The following is an 18,555-nucleotide window of genomic DNA, read 5'->3' on the forward strand; positions in this document are numbered from 1 at the left end:
TACTCAATACAAATAAAAACTCTCGCTTTTCCTTATTAAAACGCAAGGCCAAACAAGAGGTATTTTCAGCGCCCCTCAAAATGTGAAAAAGTTTCTACTTTAGGAATGTTTCAGTTGCAACAAATTTTATTTTCGTAAAATTTAATATATAAACTGCCTGTTGATTGAAGAAGATCAACGCATTGATACAACATTGGAAACTTGATTTTCAGACTGCTCTATATTTGGAAGATATAGCTTAATTGTCGTCCCCTTACCCAATTCAGAATTAATATCTATGTGGCCTTGAGATTCTTTCACAAACCCATACACCATACTTAAACCCAATCCCGTCCCTTTTCCGGCCTCCTTGGTCGTGAAGAACGGCTCAAAGACCTTCTTGACCGTCTCGGGGCTCATACCTGACCCAGTATCAGAGATTGACAGCTCCAAATATGAGCCAGGAGACAACTCTTCCATAAGTAGACTTTCAGGTTCAGTAGCCTCATACCGTCTAAGACCCAAAGTAACAGAACCCCCATATGGCATTGCATCTCGCGCATTGACCACCATGTTAATGAGTGCATTTTCAAGCATCACCCGGTCAACCTTGCAATGGCCAGTGTTCGGTTCAATGTCAGTTCTTAACTCAATCGTTTCATCAATAGTTCGCCGCAAGATGGAAACTGTATTCTTAATTTCCTCCTCTAGAGCGGTAATTGTTGGCTCTAATTTTTGTCGACGGGCAAAGGTCAACATACTCCGCGTTAATTTTGCCCCCTTTTCTGTCGCCATCAGGATTGTATCCAGCATGCGACGATTTTGACCGTCCTCAAACTCGTCTTTTTCTGAAAGGAGTTCCGCATTTCCTTGAATGATGGCCAACAAATTGTTGAAGTCATGTGCCGCTCCACTTGTTAACTGACCAAAAGCTTCCATCTTTTGAGATTGGCGAAGTTTATCTTCCATCAGGCGCTGTTCTGTTACATCCTGCGCCACACCAAACAGAGTAGAAACACTTCCCTCTCCATCGACGTTAGGGACAATTTTACCCGCCACCCATATTTTCTTGCCGGTATCAAGAGTGAGCGTAACTTCATAAGGTTTCTCCGCTCGACTTAGAATGGCCGCCTGCTGAATAGATTGGAAATTCTCCAGATCCTCAGACCCCATTAAATCAAATACGGATTGAGGCGTATATCCCTTGGTATTCGGAGAAAAATTCAACAATTTTAAGATGGACTGTGAAAAATGAACGCGATCCTCTTGACTGTCTTCATTTAGATTAGTCCGCCAATGACCTGCCTTGGAGATTGACTGAGCAAGCTCCAGTTCTTTCTCTTTCTGCAGCAGGAGGTCCTTGTCTCTGTTTGTTCTTATTTCAAAACGTCTAATTAAGAAGTAGATGATACCAGCCGTTGCCAGAACAAAAAATGAACCCTTGAAGTTCTGAGCGATGTCTTTGTAGTCGTGAAGGAGGACCTCTACGGCTCGGTCGGATCCAAAAATCCAGATGAGAGAAATCAAGAGGTATAAAAGCGCAACCTTTGCCGCAAAGCTGAGTTTCATTTCATTTTCTCTGTCAAGAACTCCGGAACATTTGCATAAGAATATGCTTAAAAGTATATAGAAAACAACAAGTCGGCGATAATTTTATAAACCTACAGCTTCAATTCAGGACCCTTGATTAAGCTACTCCTGAGCCAATGGCTCTCTGTGACAAACTCTACATTGTTCCTTTCAAGCAGATCTCTTCCCAAAAATTGGCTGGATTTTAAACTCAAGGATTCGTTCCAATACACGCCCCACTAATTTAAAAGGCACCCGGACCCCAAAATATTAAAGTTTAGTTACCTTATATGAAAAATGTGCTAATATTTCACTAGTTAGAATATAAAATTTATGTCTGTTTTTTGAGACTCATACATGTCGTGGAGTATCAAGATGGCTTTACTAAGATTGAATATAATCCTGCAGATCATACTCTCTGTAATTCTGATAACATTTATTGTTGCTCCTGCTAACGCCGCCACGCTTCTCACCTTAACAGCTGAAACCGCCCCGGGTATCCAGCAAAACGACCAAGGACCATGTGTCATAGGAGAGCCGTCTTGCGGTTCAAATCCAGAAATTTTTCCAGGGTGGACGGATCTACCAACAATAGGAAACCCAAGCTCATACGGAATACCTTCGCCTATTGAGTCACCTGAGTATTTGGTTTCTGATTTTCGAGACTATTTGACCGGGGACTTGTTTGATATTGGTGTCGATGTAAATGTTGCAAAAGGCGACGGCGACCAAACCTTGAGCTATTTTTCCATGAACCTCGTCGGAGGTCCTATACTGTTTGAGTTCTCAGACCAGAACGGAGCGGCTTTAACGGAAACTAATGCAGGTAATGGTTTCTCTGACTGGCGTTTCTCAGAGTTTTCTTTGGAAGGCTTAAACGATAGCGACAAAATCTATTTTACGCTTGTTATGCCGATAAATTCAGGTGGCCGAGAACAATTCTTTGTTATTGATACGATCTCTTCTGTTCCTTTGCCGGCGGCCCTGCCTCTATTCGCTTCAGCGCTACTCGCATTCGGGCTCATCAAAAAGCGGGCGATAAGAGAATGATTAGTCTACCATTCCCCCAACGACCTGCGGCCAGTCGAAGGAGTGGTTCGCGGCAACTGCTACCTAGCAAAGACGGCTTTGCGGGCTATCCTGCCATTCGCTGCGACTGAGCGAATGGCGGCTTTCAGCGCTGGACGCAGTAATGAAGCAACCAAACATAAACCGAACGAGGTTGTGAATTCACGCAGGCATAATCGACGCGAGGATGCTATTTGCGTCCTGTCACGACATTCACGGCGTCAGGGTAAACAAGTCTATCTCCCACAACAAACTCATCGAGTTCTTCCGCAACCTCTTGGATCAAAGCATTTTGTGCATCTTCATCGAGTGCGAGAAACGCGCCTGCAATTGGCATAGATGCTAGATGCATGGGCACAAACTTGGGCGCTAGCGGAACATCGATCATCAGCACTTGCCGCCGAACGGCTACATCCGAAAACCCTTGATCCGCAACCTGTTGTTTCAATTCCTCCGCCGCTGGCGTCTGCCTTTGGGATCTCTGCTTTTCTGCAATCTCGGGGGATATGTGGCGGGCGACAGCGGCGCAGAGGGCTTTTGTGTAGGGGCTATGTCCATCCCAGATTGAGAAGACCAAACGCCCGCCTGGAACTAAAAGCCGCAAGAACTCACTCAGAGCTTTGGGCTTTTCTGGAAAGTAATGGTAGCCATGCTGAGAAAGAATGACATCGTAAGACTGTGAAGGCAGTCCGCTACCGCATACATCGCTCTCAATCCATTGAATATCCAGATCGCCAGCTAAGTCTTTTGCCTTGGCAAGCATTGGCGTATTGATGTCCAGACCAGTGACCTTCCCGCTTGGTCCAACCTTTGACTTCACCAGTCGGGTCGTCACCCCTGTTCCGCAAGCAACATCCAAGACGCGTTCCGAAGTGCGTGGCGAAACCTGCTCAACAAGCGCCTCAGCCCAACGGCCAAACCAAAGGGGCACCATAACTTCTTCGTAAATCTTGGGGCCGTTACCTGCCAATTGAAATGTCATGGAAAAACCCTTTTGTCGCTTGTCGTACTATGAACAGTCTATGCGTTTGCCATGTCTCAGGTCAAACACGGTCTGCCTAGGGAACTTTGGTGACATAACTGATGGTCAAGCCGTCTAAGATCGTGTCGTGTTTTGGCTTGCTCTGTAGTTCAGACATTCGAGCATTCTGCAGCGTCGGTCACTCTGGGCTTAAAGTGGAATTAGCAAGTCTTTCTAAGGAGATGAAGAGTGTATTGCTGAACGTCTCAGTGTTGAGGATGGGGTATATGGAACCGGCGACTTGAGTTCTGTTATGACGTGCTCGCGAATGGCACTACAAGATCCATCACCTCTACCGCTTTTAATTTTGGATTCAATAGCTCGGCACATTTCAGTACCCTGTTCAAACGCAAATTTGGAATGTCTCCAAGAGAAGTATTGAAGCCCTCCAGATCTGCGAAATAATTTATGAGCATTAATCTTATCAATAATTGTAAGTGAAGACCGATTTCTTGCTCATATCGCTGGCGGGGGAAACGATTCTCATTGGCATAGGGCATCATGAGCTTTCTTCCTAGCTAAGGGAAAAAGAAGCAACGTTCCAGTCCACTGGCAAAGAGTGTATTGAATTCCTATTACTTGGGTCCCCTAAACTTCATGCTCAAAGATTACAGCCTAGCCTTGAAGCCCCTGAGTACCCAGAAACAAATTGCCTGATTGTTTCTAGTTTGCAGTTCAACCAGACTATTCCCACCCGGGCACACCCGTCATATCTGGGAGCTCGTGGGCAATCCCTTTATGACAGTCAATGCAGGTTTTCTCACCAGTAAACAGAAACTTTTGGTGAGCTGTTGCTGCTCGGGAACCTTGCGCAGTGATATCCATACTTTCCGCACTATGACAGTTCCGACACTCCAAAGAGTCATTAGCTGACAAACGTGCCCACTCATGACCAGCCAGACGTCGCCGTTGATCCAGAAATTTCTCACGAGTATTAATTGTACCAAACACCTTACCAAACACTTCTTTGGAGGCCTGCATCTTACGAGCTGCTTCAATTTTGACAGCGCATTTCTTGAAGTCTGTCTGCTTGGAAATCGGATCCGTAGCATCCAGCGTAACCTTGTTGATCAACTGGCTTGCATCAAACCAGGGAACAAAGACCAACCCGACAGGTACTCTGTTACGTCCCCGAGTTTCAACCCGCGTAACCATGCTTCCACGCCGAGATGCAGCATCCGCTGTTTTAATTCCTGCAACACCCGCCGCTATGGTTGCTGCATTGGCCTTGATGTAGTCCCGCCGTGAAAACTTCATGACCTTGTTCCCTCATATTTTAGTTAGCTCAAACTTCGATTTTATTCGGCATGTTGGTAAACAGGTAAGAAGGACAGAACGCCCTGAATTCCCCGAATATCCTCTGCCGTGTCCAGCAATAGCCCCTCTGATGGAGCATCGATAACAACCACTATTTTCCCCATCTCATCCAATGCCGGAATTTCTGCAAACTCAGTTCGCTCAATGATTTCTTTCACATGATTAAATTCTTCACGTTGGACGTGAGCGATATAGCTCGCGATAAAAAGTGGTTCACTCATGTCGCCCCTCCTCGTTGGATGCCCGGAAGACTTGTTGTTCACAGTCCTTGTTCCAATCAATGTGAATAGCGTCTACTGGACAGGGCGCGACACAGGCACCACAAGCGGTACAGTCATCAGAATTAATTGTTGGTAACGCTGAACCACCCAAGGTTGCTGGAAAGGAAATGGCTTCTTCTGGACATTGATCCTTGCAAACCTCGCAGGTAATTCCCTGACCTGATAAGCAAGCTTGACCAGCAACCGCCACCCCATCCCAGGGGTCTTTAGTTTCCCGCTGTTCTTTTTCCCAAAAAACAGGTTCCGGGCAGCTATCTGCACAAGCACCACAAAAAACACATTCACCTTTGTCAAAATCGACTGTGGCTTTTTGGCTTCTGGAAATTGTGATGATATTTTCAGAACATTCAGAAATGCATAGCCCACACCCAGTGCAAGCGGTTTCAATAACAAAACTATCCGCCCATGGAAGTCGAATGATACATGGATCAGGCATATCTGCTTTTGCAGGGGCGGATCGAAACAACAATTCCCGGCGTGATAGCGGTTTTTCTGAAAGATCTGGCATGGTCCTAGCCTGTAGGGGGACCTGCAAGGATTTGATACATCCAGATACTGAAACCATAGCCCCCAACCAATACAATAGTCAGTCCCGGTATCAGGATTGCTGTTAAAAACAAAAATAATAAGATTTCATGCTTTCGGCCGGCCTTTGCATCTCCGGCTTCTTCCTCAGACATGATTTTTCCCTCCAGCTCAGTTGATAGACCAAATGTGTCTCTTTTCCACTCTTACGCGCCAAATCAGACTCCCTTGGGTACCATCAGCGATAACACTATATTTTAAATCAGAAATATCAAATATAAATATTCCTATGCTCTAGCAGACTGCTTCAAACTATTTGTTTTGGCTTTAGGAGATATCTCCCATAGACGATGGAAAACCCGACAAAACCAACGGCCCAAAAAGCACCCGAAAACGTTATTAACCAGGTCATACTCTCTGGAAACAATGCACAAATTACTCTTGAAATAGCAGCAATGACGACCGCAGCATAAAGGACAACATCGGTTGGTTTCATGACTAACGGCTTCCCTGTATGGCCCTTACTGGCCCGCATCATTACAGCGAGGATCATGCCGCCTACAGCACCGGTTCCCAGCGCATGTATCCCTACTACAGGCAATAATTTATCAGGATATAGGATAGAGAGCCCGATCAGCAGAAATCCAACGGGAATGAATAAATAGCTAATGTGCAAAATGAGAACCAATGGCTCTGCGAACGTTCTCCCCCCAGCCCAACGAGCTAATTGAACAAATAACAGTACAGACGCAGCCAAAAACCCATACCCAACCAATTCCTGTTCAGGCAGCAGGATCCATCCAACCATCGTGACCATTGAAGCCATAAGATTTATCTTTTCAAAAAGACTAAAGGGAGCAGGTAATCGACCAGGATTAAACTTAACCAGCCAGTTTCGTGTGAAACTTGGAATTATCCTGCCACCGATAATAAGGATAAAGGCAATGATAGCGACAAGTGCCATTCTTCTACTGTAATCGGCAATTCCGCCAATACTTGCTTCCAGATGAAAGAGAAGATTTGAGCTGAGCAATACGCTGAGCGGTACCAAGACCTTCAAGTTGCGCCAGTTCTGACCTCTAACAATTTCTCTCGCGACAACCAACCATAAGACAAACAGAAACATGCAATCCAGAATAGTTGCCGCTATCCATCCGATCTGTACTGAGTAAGTTACCGCCAACCTACCAACCAGCCACAGAAGAGACAAAAGCAATAGAGGGAAACCCTGTACGGGCAGTCTGCCTGTCCAATTAGGTACAGCAGTTAGCAGAAATCCGCAGATAACAGCTGCTGCGAAACCAAACAGCATTTCATGGATATGCCAATCGACGGGCGCAAATGTTGAAGAGATTTCAAGATGCCCCATAAATAAGGGTATCCAAAGTAGCACTGAAGCCCCCGCATATATCGAAGCAATCATAAAAAATGGACGAAAGCCAAAGGAAAAAATTGCAGGTCCAGCATAATCTTTACGGGGGTTTCCAAGCATATCCATCACTCCATCTGCTTCATCAGCATCACAATTATCGATGACCTAATTCAGATCTTCAGCAGCCTTGAATAATTCTTCAAAAAGTTTTCTGGCTTTGGGTGGGTTCTTGGCTTTTTTAGCCTGCTCAGTATTTTGAGGAGTTCCCACTGAAATCAGAGCAACCATTCCCATAGGATAGTGTGGGCTGCATTTGACGCCGTAAAATCCCTCCTCCTTGGCCTCCAGAACAAACTCTTCGTTATAAGCACTCTTAAATTTCTCTACCCCTTCAGGCAGCATTCCTTTGATGGACTGAACATTGTGCCCTTTGTCTGCTGGGATAAACCGGATAACATCACCGACCTCAGCTTTCACAAAGTCCGGCTCAAAAACCATCACTCCTTTTTCACCGCGATTTAGCATTTTTACTTCATATTCTGCTGCTTGAACTGCTGAGATTGTCATTCCGACAACAAGCAATGTGATGATGTACGCGACAATTTTCATTTTGAATTCTCCACATTCCGTTTGTATTGACTGAAACATCAGATACCATCGCGGTCGAACCTGAACTCATAAGAAAGCTATGAAAACCAATTCGTGCCTTCTGAGCCTGATGAATAATATACAGCGTCAACCTGCTGAGACCGGGCAAGCAAACGCTCCCTTTCCGTCGGCGTCATAAGCGACAGGGCTGTAGAATACATGTCGGCTATCATCGCTCGTTTGGATACAACAGATATCGAGCCTTTCGCGCGTGACCACTCACCGGTTTTTGGATTGAGCAGATGATTGGCACCGGTCTTCCCTGCGAATGGGCTGGCATAGGTACCCGAAGTAGCAACCGACTGATCGGTAAGCGGGATAATCAAATTGGAGATACTGTCCCCACCCTCTCCTGCCTCAAGTCCAACACGCCACGGCTTCCTTTCCGATTTTGGTCCAATAGCGGCCACTTCACCCAATGACAGCAGAACGTGTTTAAACCCAGCAGACTGTAAGACTGATTTGATATGATCCGTAATATACCCTTGAGCGATCCCATTTAAGGTGATCGCCATGCCAGGTTTCTTAAAGGCAATCCGGCTTGGGGACAGATCTAGATCCTGATAGCCAACCGTTTTCAGCACTTGCTGAATGTCTTCCTTCAGAGGCTTCTTCTTCCTATTCCCAGATTTAGCGTAATAATCTGCATAAAACTGCCAAAGTGGTTGCACTGTAACATCAAACACTCCATCGGTTTGCTGAGCGAATGATTGTGCAGATGACAGAAGTTCCAGAAACTGGAAATCCGGGTTCTCGAGTGCCCCTGTTTCATTCAAACGGCTCAGTGCCGAGTGAGGCCGATAGAGACTAAACAGGTTTTCTAATCGCTCAATTTCCTGTTCGCAATGCAAGAGTACTGAGCGAGCCTTTTCCGGATCTGTGTGGTGCAACTGAATTACACCCTCAGCACCAAGTGCCGACCCAGTCCAGCGAACAGTCTGCTCTTTCGCCGCCGCACTAGAAAAGGGCAATAGAGAAGTCGCACAAGAAGCCGACGCCATAATCAGAAACGACCTTCGAGAGGCCTTACTTGTGATGTGTGATTGCATGTCTTAGGCTCCTCTTACTCACGAGTTAGGGCGACAGGGGGCATATGCGCCAAGTCCAAGTCTTCGTTGGTAATTTCCCCAAGCCGAACAACCCGGCCGCCATATTGATCAGCAAAGTTCTCGGCGGGTTCCAGCTCGCTGAATGGGACAAACTCGGGCATTCCCATCCCCCCAGGCTTACGGCTTCCAACCACAAAAAATGCTTCCTGTATGTCGATCCAAATCCCAACATTCTGGGGTTTCTCCCAGCTTTCGGCTTTCCCCATGTCATGGACATATGTCACAACGGCATCTTGGGCCTCACCCGGTAAGGTTAGATATGTAATCGCATCTTTTACAGAACTGAACCATTGCGGTTTTGATCTATGCTTCTCAAAAACCTGGGCTTTTGGGCCTGAATGCTCTGCAAGCAGCATTCCGCAATAAGTCCCAACAGTTTCATTCGTCAGCGCCAGAGGCTCTGGCAAAACTTCCAGGTTCTCCTGGCAAGCGCTTAAGGAGAAGCCAAAAATCATAGAAATGATTACTATAAGTGACTTCCCTCTCCGATCCATGTGCATGTAGGCACCAAAAATTTCCTCAAGGCTTGGGTCAGTTATCCGAATATCATTGAGCTGAATACCAAGCGCATAGATGCTGTTTAATATTGGGATCTTACGGGCCTGCTCACAATGTATGACCAGATGTCTCTGGGTTGTTCTTTGAACATTCAGGTCATGGGCAAAAACGGTTTTGATTTGATCACAGGCTTCAGGCGTTGCCTCAATAACGATTTTTGAATGAACGGCTAGCTGTTGAGTCAGACCCGCCATGGTGCCATCTCCAACAACACGACCAGAATTAAGGATCACCGCCCGGTCAACGCGATCATCAATCTCAGTAAGAACATGTGAGGAAATCAAAATAGATGTTCCTTTTTGCTTTTCTTCCCCAAGAATATGATAAATTTTTTGCCGAGCCATAGGATCCAGACCAGAGGTTGGCTCGTCCAAGATGAGGAACTCCGGCTCACCCAGCAAGGCTTGAGCCAATCCAAGTTTTTGCCGCATTCCCTTCGAATAAGTTGAAATTCGGTAGTCAGCCGCGGCTTCAAGTTCAAATTTCTCAAAGAGCTCGTTTACTTGAGCTTGGGGTGCATCTTTTAGCTTGGCATAAAAAAGTAGCACTTCTCTTCCTGTCATGTTTTTCTGAAAGAGAATTTGTTCCGGTAAAAATCCGATATGCTGTCGCGACTTCTTAAAGTGGCGTTTTTGAACATCGGCACCCATAACATGAACCATGCCGCGTGTTGGGGATATCAGCCCCAACAAAATCTTGATCAGGGTACTTTTTCCGGCACCATTATGACCGACCAGAGCTAAGCACTCTCCCCGGTTCAAAGTTAAGGTTACATCCTGCAACGCTTTAAGATCACCAAAGTTCTTTGAAATTCCAAGAGGCCATGCAACCTTCATTTTCTCACCATCAACCGCGGAAAATACAGCGTGATATTTTGACGGATCATCTAAAACAGAGCCATCGTTCGGCAGCGGCACCCGATGTTCGCCGTTAGCGAAAATATACTTGGTTTTCGGGTATTTTTGTGGCCGCATTCCGTGAATATCGGCTGCATTGGGGATAGAAATAATTTTGTCTACCTTCATAATATCACAGCGGATTCGAGCAATCCGGGTATTCGCTTTATCATTGACCCAGATATAACGGCCATCATAGGTTCCGTTCGTAAAAGACATATGAGGATGATGAGTATCGCCATTAAGCGGAAAACCGCCTTTGTCCTTCCAGAATTCCTTTTCCTTAGGAAGCATATTCTCGGTGAGGATCTTTATACTTTCATCTGTCTGACCCCAACCAGTTGCACTACAGCGATTAAAAACAGGGATCCTCATCAATTCCCGCATGGAGGGTATACCTAAAATCCGTACTTCGCCGGACTGCCCTCCACTCCAAAAACCGTAATATTCGTCAAGATCACCAGGTGCTACTTCTGCATTTCCCTTAGCAGCGTGGGCAATACGCGGCGAAGCCATAAAGGCCGTCGTCCCTCCAAGCGCCCCCAGACCCGCAACAGCGGCTGAACCACTCAATAATGAACGCCGGGAGACGTCTGCAATTTTCTCTGAATCGTCTTTCATTTTCTTTCTCCTAATAAGAAACAGTCGGATAAACAATGTCATCCTAATAAATCCCATTTACCAAGTTAATTTGAACAGCGCATACCCCTGAATTTTCGGAAGGAGTATTTCGCTTATTAAAATTTTGTTGGAATGGACCTTAGTCGGGATCTGAACATCGTTATTTGCGCTTTCGCAAACTCCCAGTGGATTTCCAGCCATGAAATCATAGGAGGTGAAGCGAGTCATTTAGAGGAAAACATTATGCTGTTTTGCTCCGTATGGAAAAGTTCTGATTGACCTTTCCGTGCGCTCCTCACCCTAGTCTACAATAACAAAACGTAAAAACCCGGCAATTGACGGGTTTTTACGTTTTGGATGCGGGGGTGCGCAAGCAACGACAGTCAATAAAAATATCGGTCAAAATAGTGGGGGTAAACAGCCATTCCAGGCCTATTTGTATTCCTCCAAAACAGATATCCAGAAATATTTTTTACTAAATTTACTTAAACGGAAGTAAGGGGGACTTTGCAGCCAATAAGTAAGTTCACATAAGCACGACAAAAAGAACATGGCATGCCATATAAACCACAACTCCCGAACCAATTGTGTAAAATGTCGCACGAACTTCGTGTGATCTTTCTGTTGAATAAGCCCAGAAATGTCCAAGGCGTGCTATCACAAATCCATACATCAGGATCTGCGCCAGCAGAACTGATGGATTAACCACAACAAAAAGCAGACCAGCTATCCAGAATGACGGAATATTTTCAAGATCGTTCCTATGTATTCTTCGAGATCGGTCGACGTATTCATTAACTTCAAGCTGAGTAGGATCAGGAGTTTTATTGATAAGACCCTGTTTCAAATCCTCACGGCTGGCGTAACCAGATCCAACTTTCAGCATCCTGTAAACTGTCACCCACCCTTGTCCCATTACTTTGATTACCATGATTGCGGATGCTATCAAATAGGTCACGAAAACAGGGTTTTCCAAATTCATGGCATCCATACGGAGACCTCATCTAAAATTGCAACGGGGTTCTGTTTCACCTTTACTTACCAATGGTAAATGATGTAACTTACCATGGGTAATTAGTCAAGGGCAAACAACATGGCGCAACAAAACACCAAAGATCAAATCATAGAAGTTACACGCGAGATTCTTACTTCAGACGGACTTGCTGCAGTTTCCTTTGATGCCATAGCCCGCCGACTCGGCCGCACAAAACAAGCCGTGCTTTACTGGTATCCCACAAAGCACGATCTTTTAGCGGCAATGTTCCTCCCTTGGCTGGAAGCAGAGGCGAACACAGCCATCCAATCAATCTCATATACGGCCACCCGAGACGCTGCAATAGAAGCGTTCGTGGGGACCGTTGCAAATTTCCATTTTGCAGATCTCGACCGTTTTCGGATGATGTATTTGTTGCCACAGACCATCCGACCGAACGCAGAAGTTACTCACAGTTTAGCCTTACTGGACAAGGTGCATCCAATCACCGATAGAATGTACAGTGCTCTTGCGGATAAACTTGGCTGTGGTTCCATCACTGAACGTCAGGAAGCTTTTGCAATCCACTCAGCGGTATTGGGATTGGTCGTCATGTTTGGACTTGCCGACAGTGCAAATGATCCATTAAAGCATTCTACTTCCGAAATGGTACAGGCATTAACGACAGCGCTTCAATCGAAGTAGCGGCTAAGATTGATCAATCTATCATAGAACTGCCTCTTTGTAACACAACCCATCTTATGATTTGGTTTACAGTATGGTCGCAGCCCTATTTGAACCTATGACCTAAGCCACTATTATAGCTAATATATTTCTTGATATTTTGGTTTTTTGGTTATGATTTTGCTCGGGGCGTTACCCCTCCCTGTACCTGCGCAGCATTGACTGCTTGTTGTGAACCTACAGTCTTCAGGCTATGAGCTTTATTAGACCAAAATCAAATAATCAAAATAGATAATTTTTAAAGAGCAACCTGTCTACCCACCATGTCCGAAGAACTCCAATCCTTGACGGAAACGGGTACATGCCCTAAATATAATGACGCAATTACAACATGGCTGATAATATTGTAGCTATTACATCTTTTTTATGTGAGAGCAGCGTTATGACACGACAGCAGCAGGCAGTAGACATGGATGATAAAGCCATCCTCGCCAAAGCCGCCAAGAATGCAGCCTCCAATCTGGGGATCCCACTTGAGGAACTGGCCAAGATCATTGGACGGGACCGGACAGCCATCAATCGCGGTATTGACCCTGCAACCAAGGCTGGGGAGCTGGCTCTTCTCTTTGTCCGCTGCTATCGCGCCCTGCATACCCTGGTCGGTGGGGATCCGAAAAACATGAAACACTGGTTTGGAACACGCAACAAGCATCTGAACGGTGTTCCAAGAGAGCTTGTAAAGTCCGTACAAGGACTGAATAGCGTCCTCATTTACCTGGACGGCATGCGTGGAAAGATCTGAGTGGAAAGAGGTTCTGAGCCAAGCTCAACCCGAAACCCTCAGGGGCCTCTTGTGGCGGGTTGTTGAGGACCAGTCAGAGATCGCCACCATGGAGCTGGTTGAAACTCTCGATGAGCAAATGCGGCTTGAAGAGTTACTGGATGCGACCAAACCTTCCTATCCAGAAACGGCGCCGGATGATTACTTACTGGCCACCCCATTCAGATACCCTCCCTTAAAATGGGGATCGCGTTTTGGGGCCCGACATGAAATGTCCATCTTCTATGGATCTCTCCTGCAGGAAACAGCGGCGGCAGAACTGGCCTATTATCGGTTCGTATTTTTAGAAGGAGTTGAGGAGGCGTTCCCCAATCCGGTGATCCGGGCAAGCTATGATCTCTTTTCGGCCCGATTCAAGTGTGAGCCTGGTCTCGATCTGACCAAAGAGCCCTTTACCGCCTATGCAGACACCCTGCAACACAAAGCCAACTATCAGCCAACCAAGGCGCTCGGCAGTGAGCTAAGAGCAGCCGAGATCCAGGGGATTAGCTATCAGTCCGCGCGCTGCCCCAAAGCCGGGTTAAATGTCGCCATTTTTGAGCCAGCAGGGTTAATCTCCAAAAAGCCTGTTCAACTGCTCAAATGCTATTGTGAGGCCACACGAAGCCGGGTGGGCCTTAAACTTGATCGAACCCAATTCCTGGAATTTCCACGGGATCTGTTTTTGCTGGATGGAAACCTTCCTGAACCAGCTTGAGCTCACGCTGTCTTCTCTTGAAAATCCCGATCCAAGGTTTTTTATCAAGATCGGATAAACGCAAATCCAACGTATTTGATTTCTAGATTACAAAGCCCTCTATCGCATGGCTGTGCATAGAGGGTTTTTTATGTGGGGATATAACAGCCCAGCAAACAAGACCCCGGTTGAGCCTTTAAGGAGATGACCCGCTAAAAACCCGGATCAGGCAAACACGCCGGCATCAACGGCCTCCAGATATAAATAGAGTTCCTCGATCCTTCCTGCCTGAACCAGCTGCATGGCCGTCCACCCCGCAAAACCGGCGAGAGGTTCTGATCTGTACCAGGCATTAGCCATAAGGGGCGAGCCACTGAAATTGGCTTTGCCCATAGCAACCTCCTAACCTCATAATGAGCAAAAAGGTGTCTACAAATCGAGGAGCATCTCAATCTCCGTCTGGATGGCGAACAGAACGGTACAAAAGCCCACGGCTCCCCAGACCTCTCAAGGCGTTGTCTAAGCTGCAATGGCCGTTCATTAAACGGCAAAACCCGCCCGGGTTCTCTTGAGTAAATCTACCACCATATCTGCGCCTGCACTTGAAGAGAGTGCTAATTGTAACGGGGATTTTCCATCCAGCATTGGGTGCGGTTTGTTGAGAAAGTACTTTGATTTTTCAACATCATCTGCATAAATTTTTCTAGTCTCTACAGCTACTTTCCATGCAGCATATAAATTTTCACTAGTTTCTTTGGATACCCGCTTTGTTGGAGCCCGCTTTAATCGGTCAACAGTAGAACGAGAGACAAGGCTTTCAACTGATTTAGAGTTGTCTTCTAGAAGGCAATATCGAGCAATTGCTTTGATGTTACTCAGAGTAAAGCCGGTCTCTACGGCTTTTACAATATCAATCGGTCTAGGGTTAAGGCTACGCAATCCAAGAGACCTGTAAGGATTTTCAATGTTCATGAATGCATGGGTAGACACTCAAAATGCTCCTTTATTGCGTCATTTGGTGCATGAAAATATATCATGTGAAGCCGTTTGTTCAATTCATATAAATATTTTGATAGATAGCTAAGACGTCTTTGGGGGCCTGGAGCGTGTAGGGAAGATCGGCGTTTCAAGGCACTCTCATCAAGTTCAATCGTCCAAGCAATCTCTTCTGCGTCGATCCGCAGGAGTTTTGCCAGTTTGCCGGGGACGACCAGCTCTCCCTCTGTAACCTCCTCAAGCTGCATTTCACCCTGTCCTTGCAAATACAAAATGAATATAGTGCTCCTCTTCCAAAAGAGCAGGGAAAATCGACAGTCAGGAACCGACAAACGGCTGCAACAGAGGCGATCCGTGCCCCCACGCTTGACTTCTGGTGGGGCCGCTCTAGGTGAAGCCTCAAAGGAAGGTTCCGATGCCTAAAGACCGCATCCAGAAGGGGGAGCCAACCGCACCCGAGCCCAAGGGGTGCCGTCCCGCTCTTGCGGCCCTTCCGCCCTCGCTCGAGCCCGCCTTGAAGCGCGCCCGCCGCTATCTGAAAGCGGCCCATGCGGATACCACCCAACAAGCCTATCACGAGGACTGGACGGCTTACGAGGCCTGGTGTGCGGCGCAAGGCCTGGCGCCGATTTCCGACGGGCCCGGCGAGCCGCTGGTCGGGCTGTATCTCTCGGACGCCGCCGACCATCTGGCGCCAACCACCCTCAACCGCCGCATCTTTGGCATTGCCGATGGCTTTTACGCCCGCGGCCGCTCCTTTGATCCGCATCATCCGCTGCTCCGCCAGGTCATGGACGGGATCTACCGCCTCGAGGGTCGCCCGGTAGCGGCGCGGAGCCCGCTCTCTTATGAGGAGCTCGCCGCCATGGTGGGTACTCTTAAGACCAACCTTCGGGATCGCCGCGATGCCGCGATATTATTGGTCGGCTTCTTTGGCGCCTTTCGCCGCAGTGAACTCTCGGCTCTCGCCGTCGCCGATCTCAGCTTTCGAGCGGAGTCTCTAAAAATCGTCATCCGCCGCGCCAAGAACGATGCCAAGCGCCTCGGCCAGACCAAGATCCTGCCGCGCGAGACAGATCCCGCGCTCTGTCCGGTTTCCGCATTGGACATTTGGCTGAAAGACGCCCAGATTGACGAGGGGGCCGTCTTTAGAGGTATCGATCGCTTTGAGCGGGTCGCCAAGACGGCCCTCACCCCCCGCTCCATCGCCCGCCTGGTCAAAAGCCGCTACCAGGCGATGCTGAAAGCAAAAGGTCATCCGGACGCTGATATTGCCGAAAGGAGCCAGCTGATCAGCGCCCATAGCCTTAGAAGCGGCTATATCACCCGGGCCGGCCTCAAGGGCGACAGCCTCTGGCAAATCCGCGCCCGATCCGGCCATAAAACCCTAGAAGGAGTATCGCGCTATATCCATATAACCGACTGACTGACAGCCCCCGTCCCGGCACTTGTCAATTTTGGGTGGTTTTTTCCACGAGTCCGCTAATCCTATTTATCGGACTCGTGCCCCCAAAACCGGCAGAATTCCAGACCCTTCCGACGATGCGCCTTTACCGCACCGGGAGGGCAAAACCACCTGATTTTTCATCTGCGGGGCTCCCGGGTTTCGGAGCCATCTAATCTTAACTTCCACATACAAAAAAACCCGCCCCCAGCGGGACGGGTTATTTGGTGCTTTCCAAAGGTTTATTGGAATTTCTCTGGCCATAAAAGAGTTGCAATCGACAGGGCGCTCAATTGATCGGTGGCTTCCAAAAGTCCCGTCGGTCGGTGGGACGGCAAAGGCAATTCACCGTCCCGAGCCTTTACCGGTCGCACCCAGATTGCAGAATTCTCTACCGGGACATGATCCCAAAGCGGCTGACGACGCTTTGGTGGTTTGGTAGGAATGCGCCCAAACGCCAAGCGGGCCTCATAGCTATGTTCTGCCCTCGCCCGCTCAATCAAGTCCTCCAAGGTCCGAACACCGCCTACAGCAACAATTTCCTTGATGCGCCGGTTATACGCTTCTGCGGGCGCGTTGGTCAGGCGACAGGGGAAATAGGCACAGATCAAATCCAGATATTTTTTTACGGTCCGACCAACCGACCGAAACGCGGTCCCAACCGGTCCTTTTACCGGCAGAAAATCCAGCCACCGCAGCAGGGCCCGGCGCGCGTCCTGTGGTGAGAGGTCCATTTCAAACAGTTCAAAAAAGACCCGTCTGAGCTCATAGGCCTGATGTAGATCCGGGAAGCGGACAAGCCATTCCACCATCTCGCGTTTTTCTGAATCATTCAGGTTTTTAGGCGGTCGTTTCATATAGTTTCGAGCACGATGAAAACTCTGCCGCTCTTTGCGAAGTTTAAAACGTTGGTCAATTGCGACTTTTTCAAAAGCAGCTGTCACCAAATTAAGCACATGGAATTTGTCAGCAACCACAACAGCGTTAGGGCACGCCTGATAAGCCGCGCTAATCAGGGTCTGTGATAAATCCAGCGTCACATATTGCACCGCGTCACAATCAAGAGTCTGGCGAAACAGTCGAACCGCATCTGCCCGCGTTGTCCCCGCCACCATATTCAGAAATCCGGTATCTCGTATTCCTCGCTGAAAGGCATCTTCAGTGTATCCTTCCCCCGATAAAACCAAATGCCCCTTTAAAGCTTTACGGCCCTTTTCAACCTCGTAGGTACGCGTAGCTGAGAGATCATCGATCCGAACAATCCTTGGATTGAGCCGTCTCGGCTCGTCAAAGGACTGACTGGATTGTACTGAGTTCTCGATGGATTTCAGCCGATGACGCGACACGCCTGTCATGTTACTCAAAACTGTCAAGCCGACCAAATGCCGATATTTGCCAACAAACTCGGCCAGTGTATTGGTGCAGCTCAGCTCGCTGGAAATTCCGGGAACTTTTGCTTTTGCATAATGAGTAAACTGATCAATGGACATTCTGTGCTCCTTTGCTCAGACAATTGCAACGGAAACCATGCCATTTCACCTGGAGTTCAGCAGGGTAAGCGCCAATCGGCATATCGTTAATGGTTCTCGGTCGCCAACGATGTTTGTGCATGGGACGTTCGCAATTGGGACAGTCGGGCCAATGGGTGGTCTCGGCCTCGTAGATCCAGACCTTTCTGGAATGATCAAACTCAGGGCCAGGCGCATATCTCAATCCAGAGATTGAGTGTTGATTTTCAATTACATTAAAACGCATATCAATTTAAACTTTTTTAGATCTTGATTTTTCACGATTGAAAAATCTTCTGCAGATCTATCTATGCAAAACGACAAAAAACACTCCTAGATTTGTAAAAAATTTTGAGGCCCTTACTTCATAAATAAAAATTTAATTTAATCAATGGTTGTGGCTCTAGAATAAGAAAACAACAGAAAACTTACTCTGATTCTACAATCCTTACACACCAAATTATCTTAA

At 47.3% G+C, this 18,555-nt stretch carries 22 protein-coding genes; 6 read left to right on the forward strand and 16 right to left on the reverse strand.

Features of this window, described 5'->3' with window-relative positions; all coding sequences use genetic code 11:
- Positions 1 to 174: 174 nt before the first annotated feature.
- On the reverse strand, positions 175 to 1,548 hold the full coding sequence (locus tag HH301_RS02285) for an ATP-binding protein (protein WP_169566458.1): 1,374 nt from the start codon (positions 1,546 to 1,548) through the stop codon (positions 175 to 177).
- 375 nt (positions 1,549 to 1,923) lie between these two features.
- Here HH301_RS02285 and HH301_RS02290 point away from each other — a divergent pair, with 375 nt between their 5' ends.
- The gene (locus HH301_RS02290; protein WP_169566459.1) at positions 1,924 to 2,598 is read left to right on the forward strand and encodes a hypothetical protein; all 675 of its coding nucleotides are present in this window, start codon (positions 1,924 to 1,926) and stop codon (positions 2,596 to 2,598) included.
- Between the two features lie 208 nt (positions 2,599 to 2,806).
- Here the strand turns inward: HH301_RS02290 and HH301_RS02295 are convergent, their stop codons facing one another.
- Complete coding sequence (locus HH301_RS02295) at positions 2,807 to 3,598, reverse strand: class I SAM-dependent methyltransferase (RefSeq protein ID WP_169566460.1); 792 nt, start codon at positions 3,596 to 3,598, stop codon at positions 2,807 to 2,809.
- Positions 3,599 to 3,895: 297 nt separating this feature from the next.
- Here HH301_RS02295 and HH301_RS17720 point away from each other — a divergent pair, with 297 nt between their 5' ends.
- Positions 3,896 to 4,042, forward strand: coding sequence for a helix-turn-helix domain-containing protein (locus HH301_RS17720; protein ID WP_169566461.1), 147 nt, complete (start codon positions 3,896 to 3,898; stop codon positions 4,040 to 4,042).
- Positions 4,043 to 4,321: 279 nt separating this feature from the next.
- Here the strand turns inward: HH301_RS17720 and HH301_RS17725 are convergent, their stop codons facing one another.
- From HH301_RS17725 to HH301_RS02345, 9 genes are all read right to left on the reverse strand, one after another.
- Positions 4,322 to 4,894: a NapC/NirT family cytochrome c gene (locus tag HH301_RS17725; RefSeq protein WP_206378132.1), complete on the reverse strand. Its 573-nt coding sequence runs from the start codon at positions 4,892 to 4,894 to the stop codon at positions 4,322 to 4,324.
- Between the two features lie 41 nt (positions 4,895 to 4,935).
- Complete coding sequence (locus tag HH301_RS02310; RefSeq protein ID WP_169566462.1) at positions 4,936 to 5,175, reverse strand: chaperone NapD; 240 nt, start codon at positions 5,173 to 5,175, stop codon at positions 4,936 to 4,938.
- The gene (locus tag HH301_RS02315) at positions 5,168 to 5,743 is read right to left on the reverse strand and encodes a ferredoxin-type protein NapF (RefSeq protein ID WP_169566463.1); all 576 of its coding nucleotides are present in this window, start codon (positions 5,741 to 5,743) and stop codon (positions 5,168 to 5,170) included. The genes HH301_RS02310 and HH301_RS02315 overlap by 8 nt, the downstream gene beginning before the upstream one ends.
- Positions 5,744 to 5,747: 4 nt before the next feature.
- Positions 5,748 to 5,915 carry a periplasmic nitrate reductase, NapE protein gene (napE, locus tag HH301_RS02320; protein WP_169566464.1) on the reverse strand — a complete coding sequence of 56 codons (168 nt, stop codon included), beginning with the start codon at positions 5,913 to 5,915 and terminating at the stop codon, positions 5,748 to 5,750.
- A 152-nt stretch (positions 5,916 to 6,067) separates the two neighbouring features.
- On the reverse strand, positions 6,068 to 7,258 hold the full coding sequence (locus HH301_RS02325) for an NnrS family protein (RefSeq protein WP_338091354.1): 1,191 nt from the start codon (positions 7,256 to 7,258) through the stop codon (positions 6,068 to 6,070).
- Between the two features lie 39 nt (positions 7,259 to 7,297).
- A complete protein-coding gene (locus HH301_RS02330) occupies positions 7,298 to 7,741 on the reverse strand; it encodes a pseudoazurin (protein ID WP_169566466.1) in 444 nt (147 codons plus the stop codon).
- A gap of 77 nt (positions 7,742 to 7,818) precedes the next feature.
- A complete protein-coding gene (locus tag HH301_RS02335) occupies positions 7,819 to 8,829 on the reverse strand; it encodes an FAD:protein FMN transferase (protein WP_169566467.1) in 1,011 nt (336 codons plus the stop codon).
- Positions 8,830 to 8,843: 14 nt separating this feature from the next.
- Positions 8,844 to 10,964, reverse strand: a complete 2,121-nt coding sequence (locus HH301_RS02340; RefSeq protein WP_169566468.1) for a nitrous oxide reductase accessory protein NosL — start codon at positions 10,962 to 10,964, stop codon at positions 8,844 to 8,846.
- Positions 10,965 to 11,490: 526 nt separating this feature from the next.
- On the reverse strand, positions 11,491 to 11,955 hold the full coding sequence (locus HH301_RS02345) for an MAPEG family protein (RefSeq protein WP_169566469.1): 465 nt from the start codon (positions 11,953 to 11,955) through the stop codon (positions 11,491 to 11,493).
- A gap of 102 nt (positions 11,956 to 12,057) precedes the next feature.
- Between HH301_RS02345 and HH301_RS02350 the strand changes: the two genes are divergently transcribed.
- The 3 genes from HH301_RS02350 (at position 12,058) to HH301_RS02360 (ending at position 14,159) form a co-directional block, all read left to right on the forward strand.
- On the forward strand, positions 12,058 to 12,642 hold the full coding sequence (locus tag HH301_RS02350; RefSeq protein ID WP_169566470.1) for a TetR/AcrR family transcriptional regulator: 585 nt from the start codon (positions 12,058 to 12,060) through the stop codon (positions 12,640 to 12,642).
- 421 nt (positions 12,643 to 13,063) lie between these two features.
- Positions 13,064 to 13,423, forward strand: a complete 360-nt coding sequence (locus HH301_RS02355; RefSeq protein WP_169566471.1) for an MbcA/ParS/Xre antitoxin family protein — start codon at positions 13,064 to 13,066, stop codon at positions 13,421 to 13,423.
- Positions 13,410 to 14,159 (forward strand): RES domain-containing protein, encoded by a 750-nt coding sequence (locus HH301_RS02360; protein ID WP_169566472.1) that lies wholly within the window; start codon positions 13,410 to 13,412, stop codon positions 14,157 to 14,159. The genes HH301_RS02355 and HH301_RS02360 overlap by 14 nt, the downstream gene beginning before the upstream one ends.
- A 204-nt stretch (positions 14,160 to 14,363) precedes the next feature.
- On the opposite strand, the gene HH301_RS02365 is transcribed toward HH301_RS02360, so the two are convergent.
- The 3 genes from HH301_RS02365 to HH301_RS02375 form a co-directional block, all read right to left on the reverse strand.
- Positions 14,364 to 14,531, reverse strand: a complete 168-nt coding sequence (locus HH301_RS02365) for a hypothetical protein (protein ID WP_169565982.1) — start codon at positions 14,529 to 14,531, stop codon at positions 14,364 to 14,366.
- A gap of 147 nt (positions 14,532 to 14,678) precedes the next feature.
- Positions 14,679 to 15,128, reverse strand: coding sequence for an antitoxin Xre/MbcA/ParS toxin-binding domain-containing protein (locus HH301_RS02370; protein ID WP_169566473.1), 450 nt, complete (start codon positions 15,126 to 15,128; stop codon positions 14,679 to 14,681).
- A complete protein-coding gene (locus tag HH301_RS02375; protein ID WP_169566474.1) occupies positions 15,107 to 15,382 on the reverse strand; it encodes a hypothetical protein in 276 nt (91 codons plus the stop codon). Before HH301_RS02375 ends, HH301_RS02370 begins: the two co-directional genes overlap by 22 nt.
- 167 nt (positions 15,383 to 15,549) lie before the next feature.
- On the opposite strand from HH301_RS02375, the gene HH301_RS02380 reads away from it, so the two are divergent.
- Positions 15,550 to 16,560, forward strand: a complete 1,011-nt coding sequence (locus HH301_RS02380) for a tyrosine-type recombinase/integrase (protein ID WP_169566475.1) — start codon at positions 15,550 to 15,552, stop codon at positions 16,558 to 16,560.
- 260 nt (positions 16,561 to 16,820) lie between these two features.
- On the opposite strand, the gene HH301_RS02385 is transcribed toward HH301_RS02380, so the two are convergent.
- Together HH301_RS02385 and HH301_RS17930 are read right to left on the reverse strand one after the other, a co-directional pair.
- On the reverse strand, positions 16,821 to 18,068 hold the full coding sequence (locus tag HH301_RS02385; RefSeq protein ID WP_169566476.1) for a transposase: 1,248 nt from the start codon (positions 18,066 to 18,068) through the stop codon (positions 16,821 to 16,823).
- A complete protein-coding gene (locus HH301_RS17930) occupies positions 18,058 to 18,333 on the reverse strand; it encodes a transposase family protein (protein ID WP_420821149.1) in 276 nt (91 codons plus the stop codon). The genes HH301_RS02385 and HH301_RS17930 overlap by 11 nt, the downstream gene beginning before the upstream one ends.
- Positions 18,334 to 18,555 lie beyond the last annotated feature (222 nt).

The sequence above is a fragment of the Sneathiella limimaris genome (assembly GCF_012932565.1).
Lineage (GTDB): Bacteria > Pseudomonadota > Alphaproteobacteria > Sneathiellales > Sneathiellaceae > Sneathiella > Sneathiella limimaris.

What these genes read in the sequence shown, in the direction of transcription:
- HH301_RS02285 (WP_169566458.1), bottom strand. Translation starts at nt 1,548, where the DNA reads ATGAAACTCAGCTTTGCGGCAAAGGTTGCGCTTTTATACCTCTTGATT.
- HH301_RS02290 (WP_169566459.1), top strand. Translation starts at nt 1,924, where the DNA reads ATGGCTTTACTAAGATTGAATATAATCCTGCAGATCATACTCTCTGTA.
- HH301_RS02295 (WP_169566460.1), bottom strand. Translation starts at nt 3,598, where the DNA reads ATGACATTTCAATTGGCAGGTAACGGCCCCAAGATTTACGAAGAAGTT.
- HH301_RS17725 (WP_206378132.1), bottom strand. Translation starts at nt 4,894, where the DNA reads ATGAAGTTTTCACGGCGGGACTACATCAAGGCCAATGCAGCAACCATA.
- HH301_RS02310 (WP_169566462.1), bottom strand. Translation starts at nt 5,175, where the DNA reads ATGAGTGAACCACTTTTTATCGCGAGCTATATCGCTCACGTCCAACGT.
- HH301_RS02315 (WP_169566463.1), bottom strand. Translation starts at nt 5,743, where the DNA reads ATGCCAGATCTTTCAGAAAAACCGCTATCACGCCGGGAATTGTTGTTT.
- napE (WP_169566464.1), bottom strand. Translation starts at nt 5,915, where the DNA reads ATGTCTGAGGAAGAAGCCGGAGATGCAAAGGCCGGCCGAAAGCATGAA.
- HH301_RS02325 (WP_338091354.1), bottom strand. Translation starts at nt 7,258, where the DNA reads ATGGATATGCTTGGAAACCCCCGTAAAGATTATGCTGGACCTGCAATT.
- HH301_RS02330 (WP_169566466.1), bottom strand. Translation starts at nt 7,741, where the DNA reads ATGAAAATTGTCGCGTACATCATCACATTGCTTGTTGTCGGAATGACA.
- HH301_RS02335 (WP_169566467.1), bottom strand. Translation starts at nt 8,829, where the DNA reads ATGCAATCACACATCACAAGTAAGGCCTCTCGAAGGTCGTTTCTGATT.
- HH301_RS02340 (WP_169566468.1), bottom strand. Translation starts at nt 10,964, where the DNA reads ATGAAAGACGATTCAGAGAAAATTGCAGACGTCTCCCGGCGTTCATTA.
- HH301_RS02345 (WP_169566469.1), bottom strand. Translation starts at nt 11,955, where the DNA reads ATGGATGCCATGAATTTGGAAAACCCTGTTTTCGTGACCTATTTGATA.
- HH301_RS02350 (WP_169566470.1), top strand. Translation starts at nt 12,058, where the DNA reads ATGGCGCAACAAAACACCAAAGATCAAATCATAGAAGTTACACGCGAG.
- HH301_RS02355 (WP_169566471.1), top strand. Translation starts at nt 13,064, where the DNA reads ATGACACGACAGCAGCAGGCAGTAGACATGGATGATAAAGCCATCCTC.
- HH301_RS02365 (WP_169565982.1), bottom strand. Translation starts at nt 14,531, where the DNA reads ATGGGCAAAGCCAATTTCAGTGGCTCGCCCCTTATGGCTAATGCCTGG.
- HH301_RS02375 (WP_169566474.1), bottom strand. Translation starts at nt 15,382, where the DNA reads ATGCAGCTTGAGGAGGTTACAGAGGGAGAGCTGGTCGTCCCCGGCAAA.
- HH301_RS02380 (WP_169566475.1), top strand. Translation starts at nt 15,550, where the DNA reads ATGCCTAAAGACCGCATCCAGAAGGGGGAGCCAACCGCACCCGAGCCC.
- HH301_RS02385 (WP_169566476.1), bottom strand. Translation starts at nt 18,068, where the DNA reads ATGTCCATTGATCAGTTTACTCATTATGCAAAAGCAAAAGTTCCCGGA.
- HH301_RS17930 (WP_420821149.1), bottom strand. Translation starts at nt 18,333, where the DNA reads ATGCGTTTTAATGTAATTGAAAATCAACACTCAATCTCTGGATTGAGA.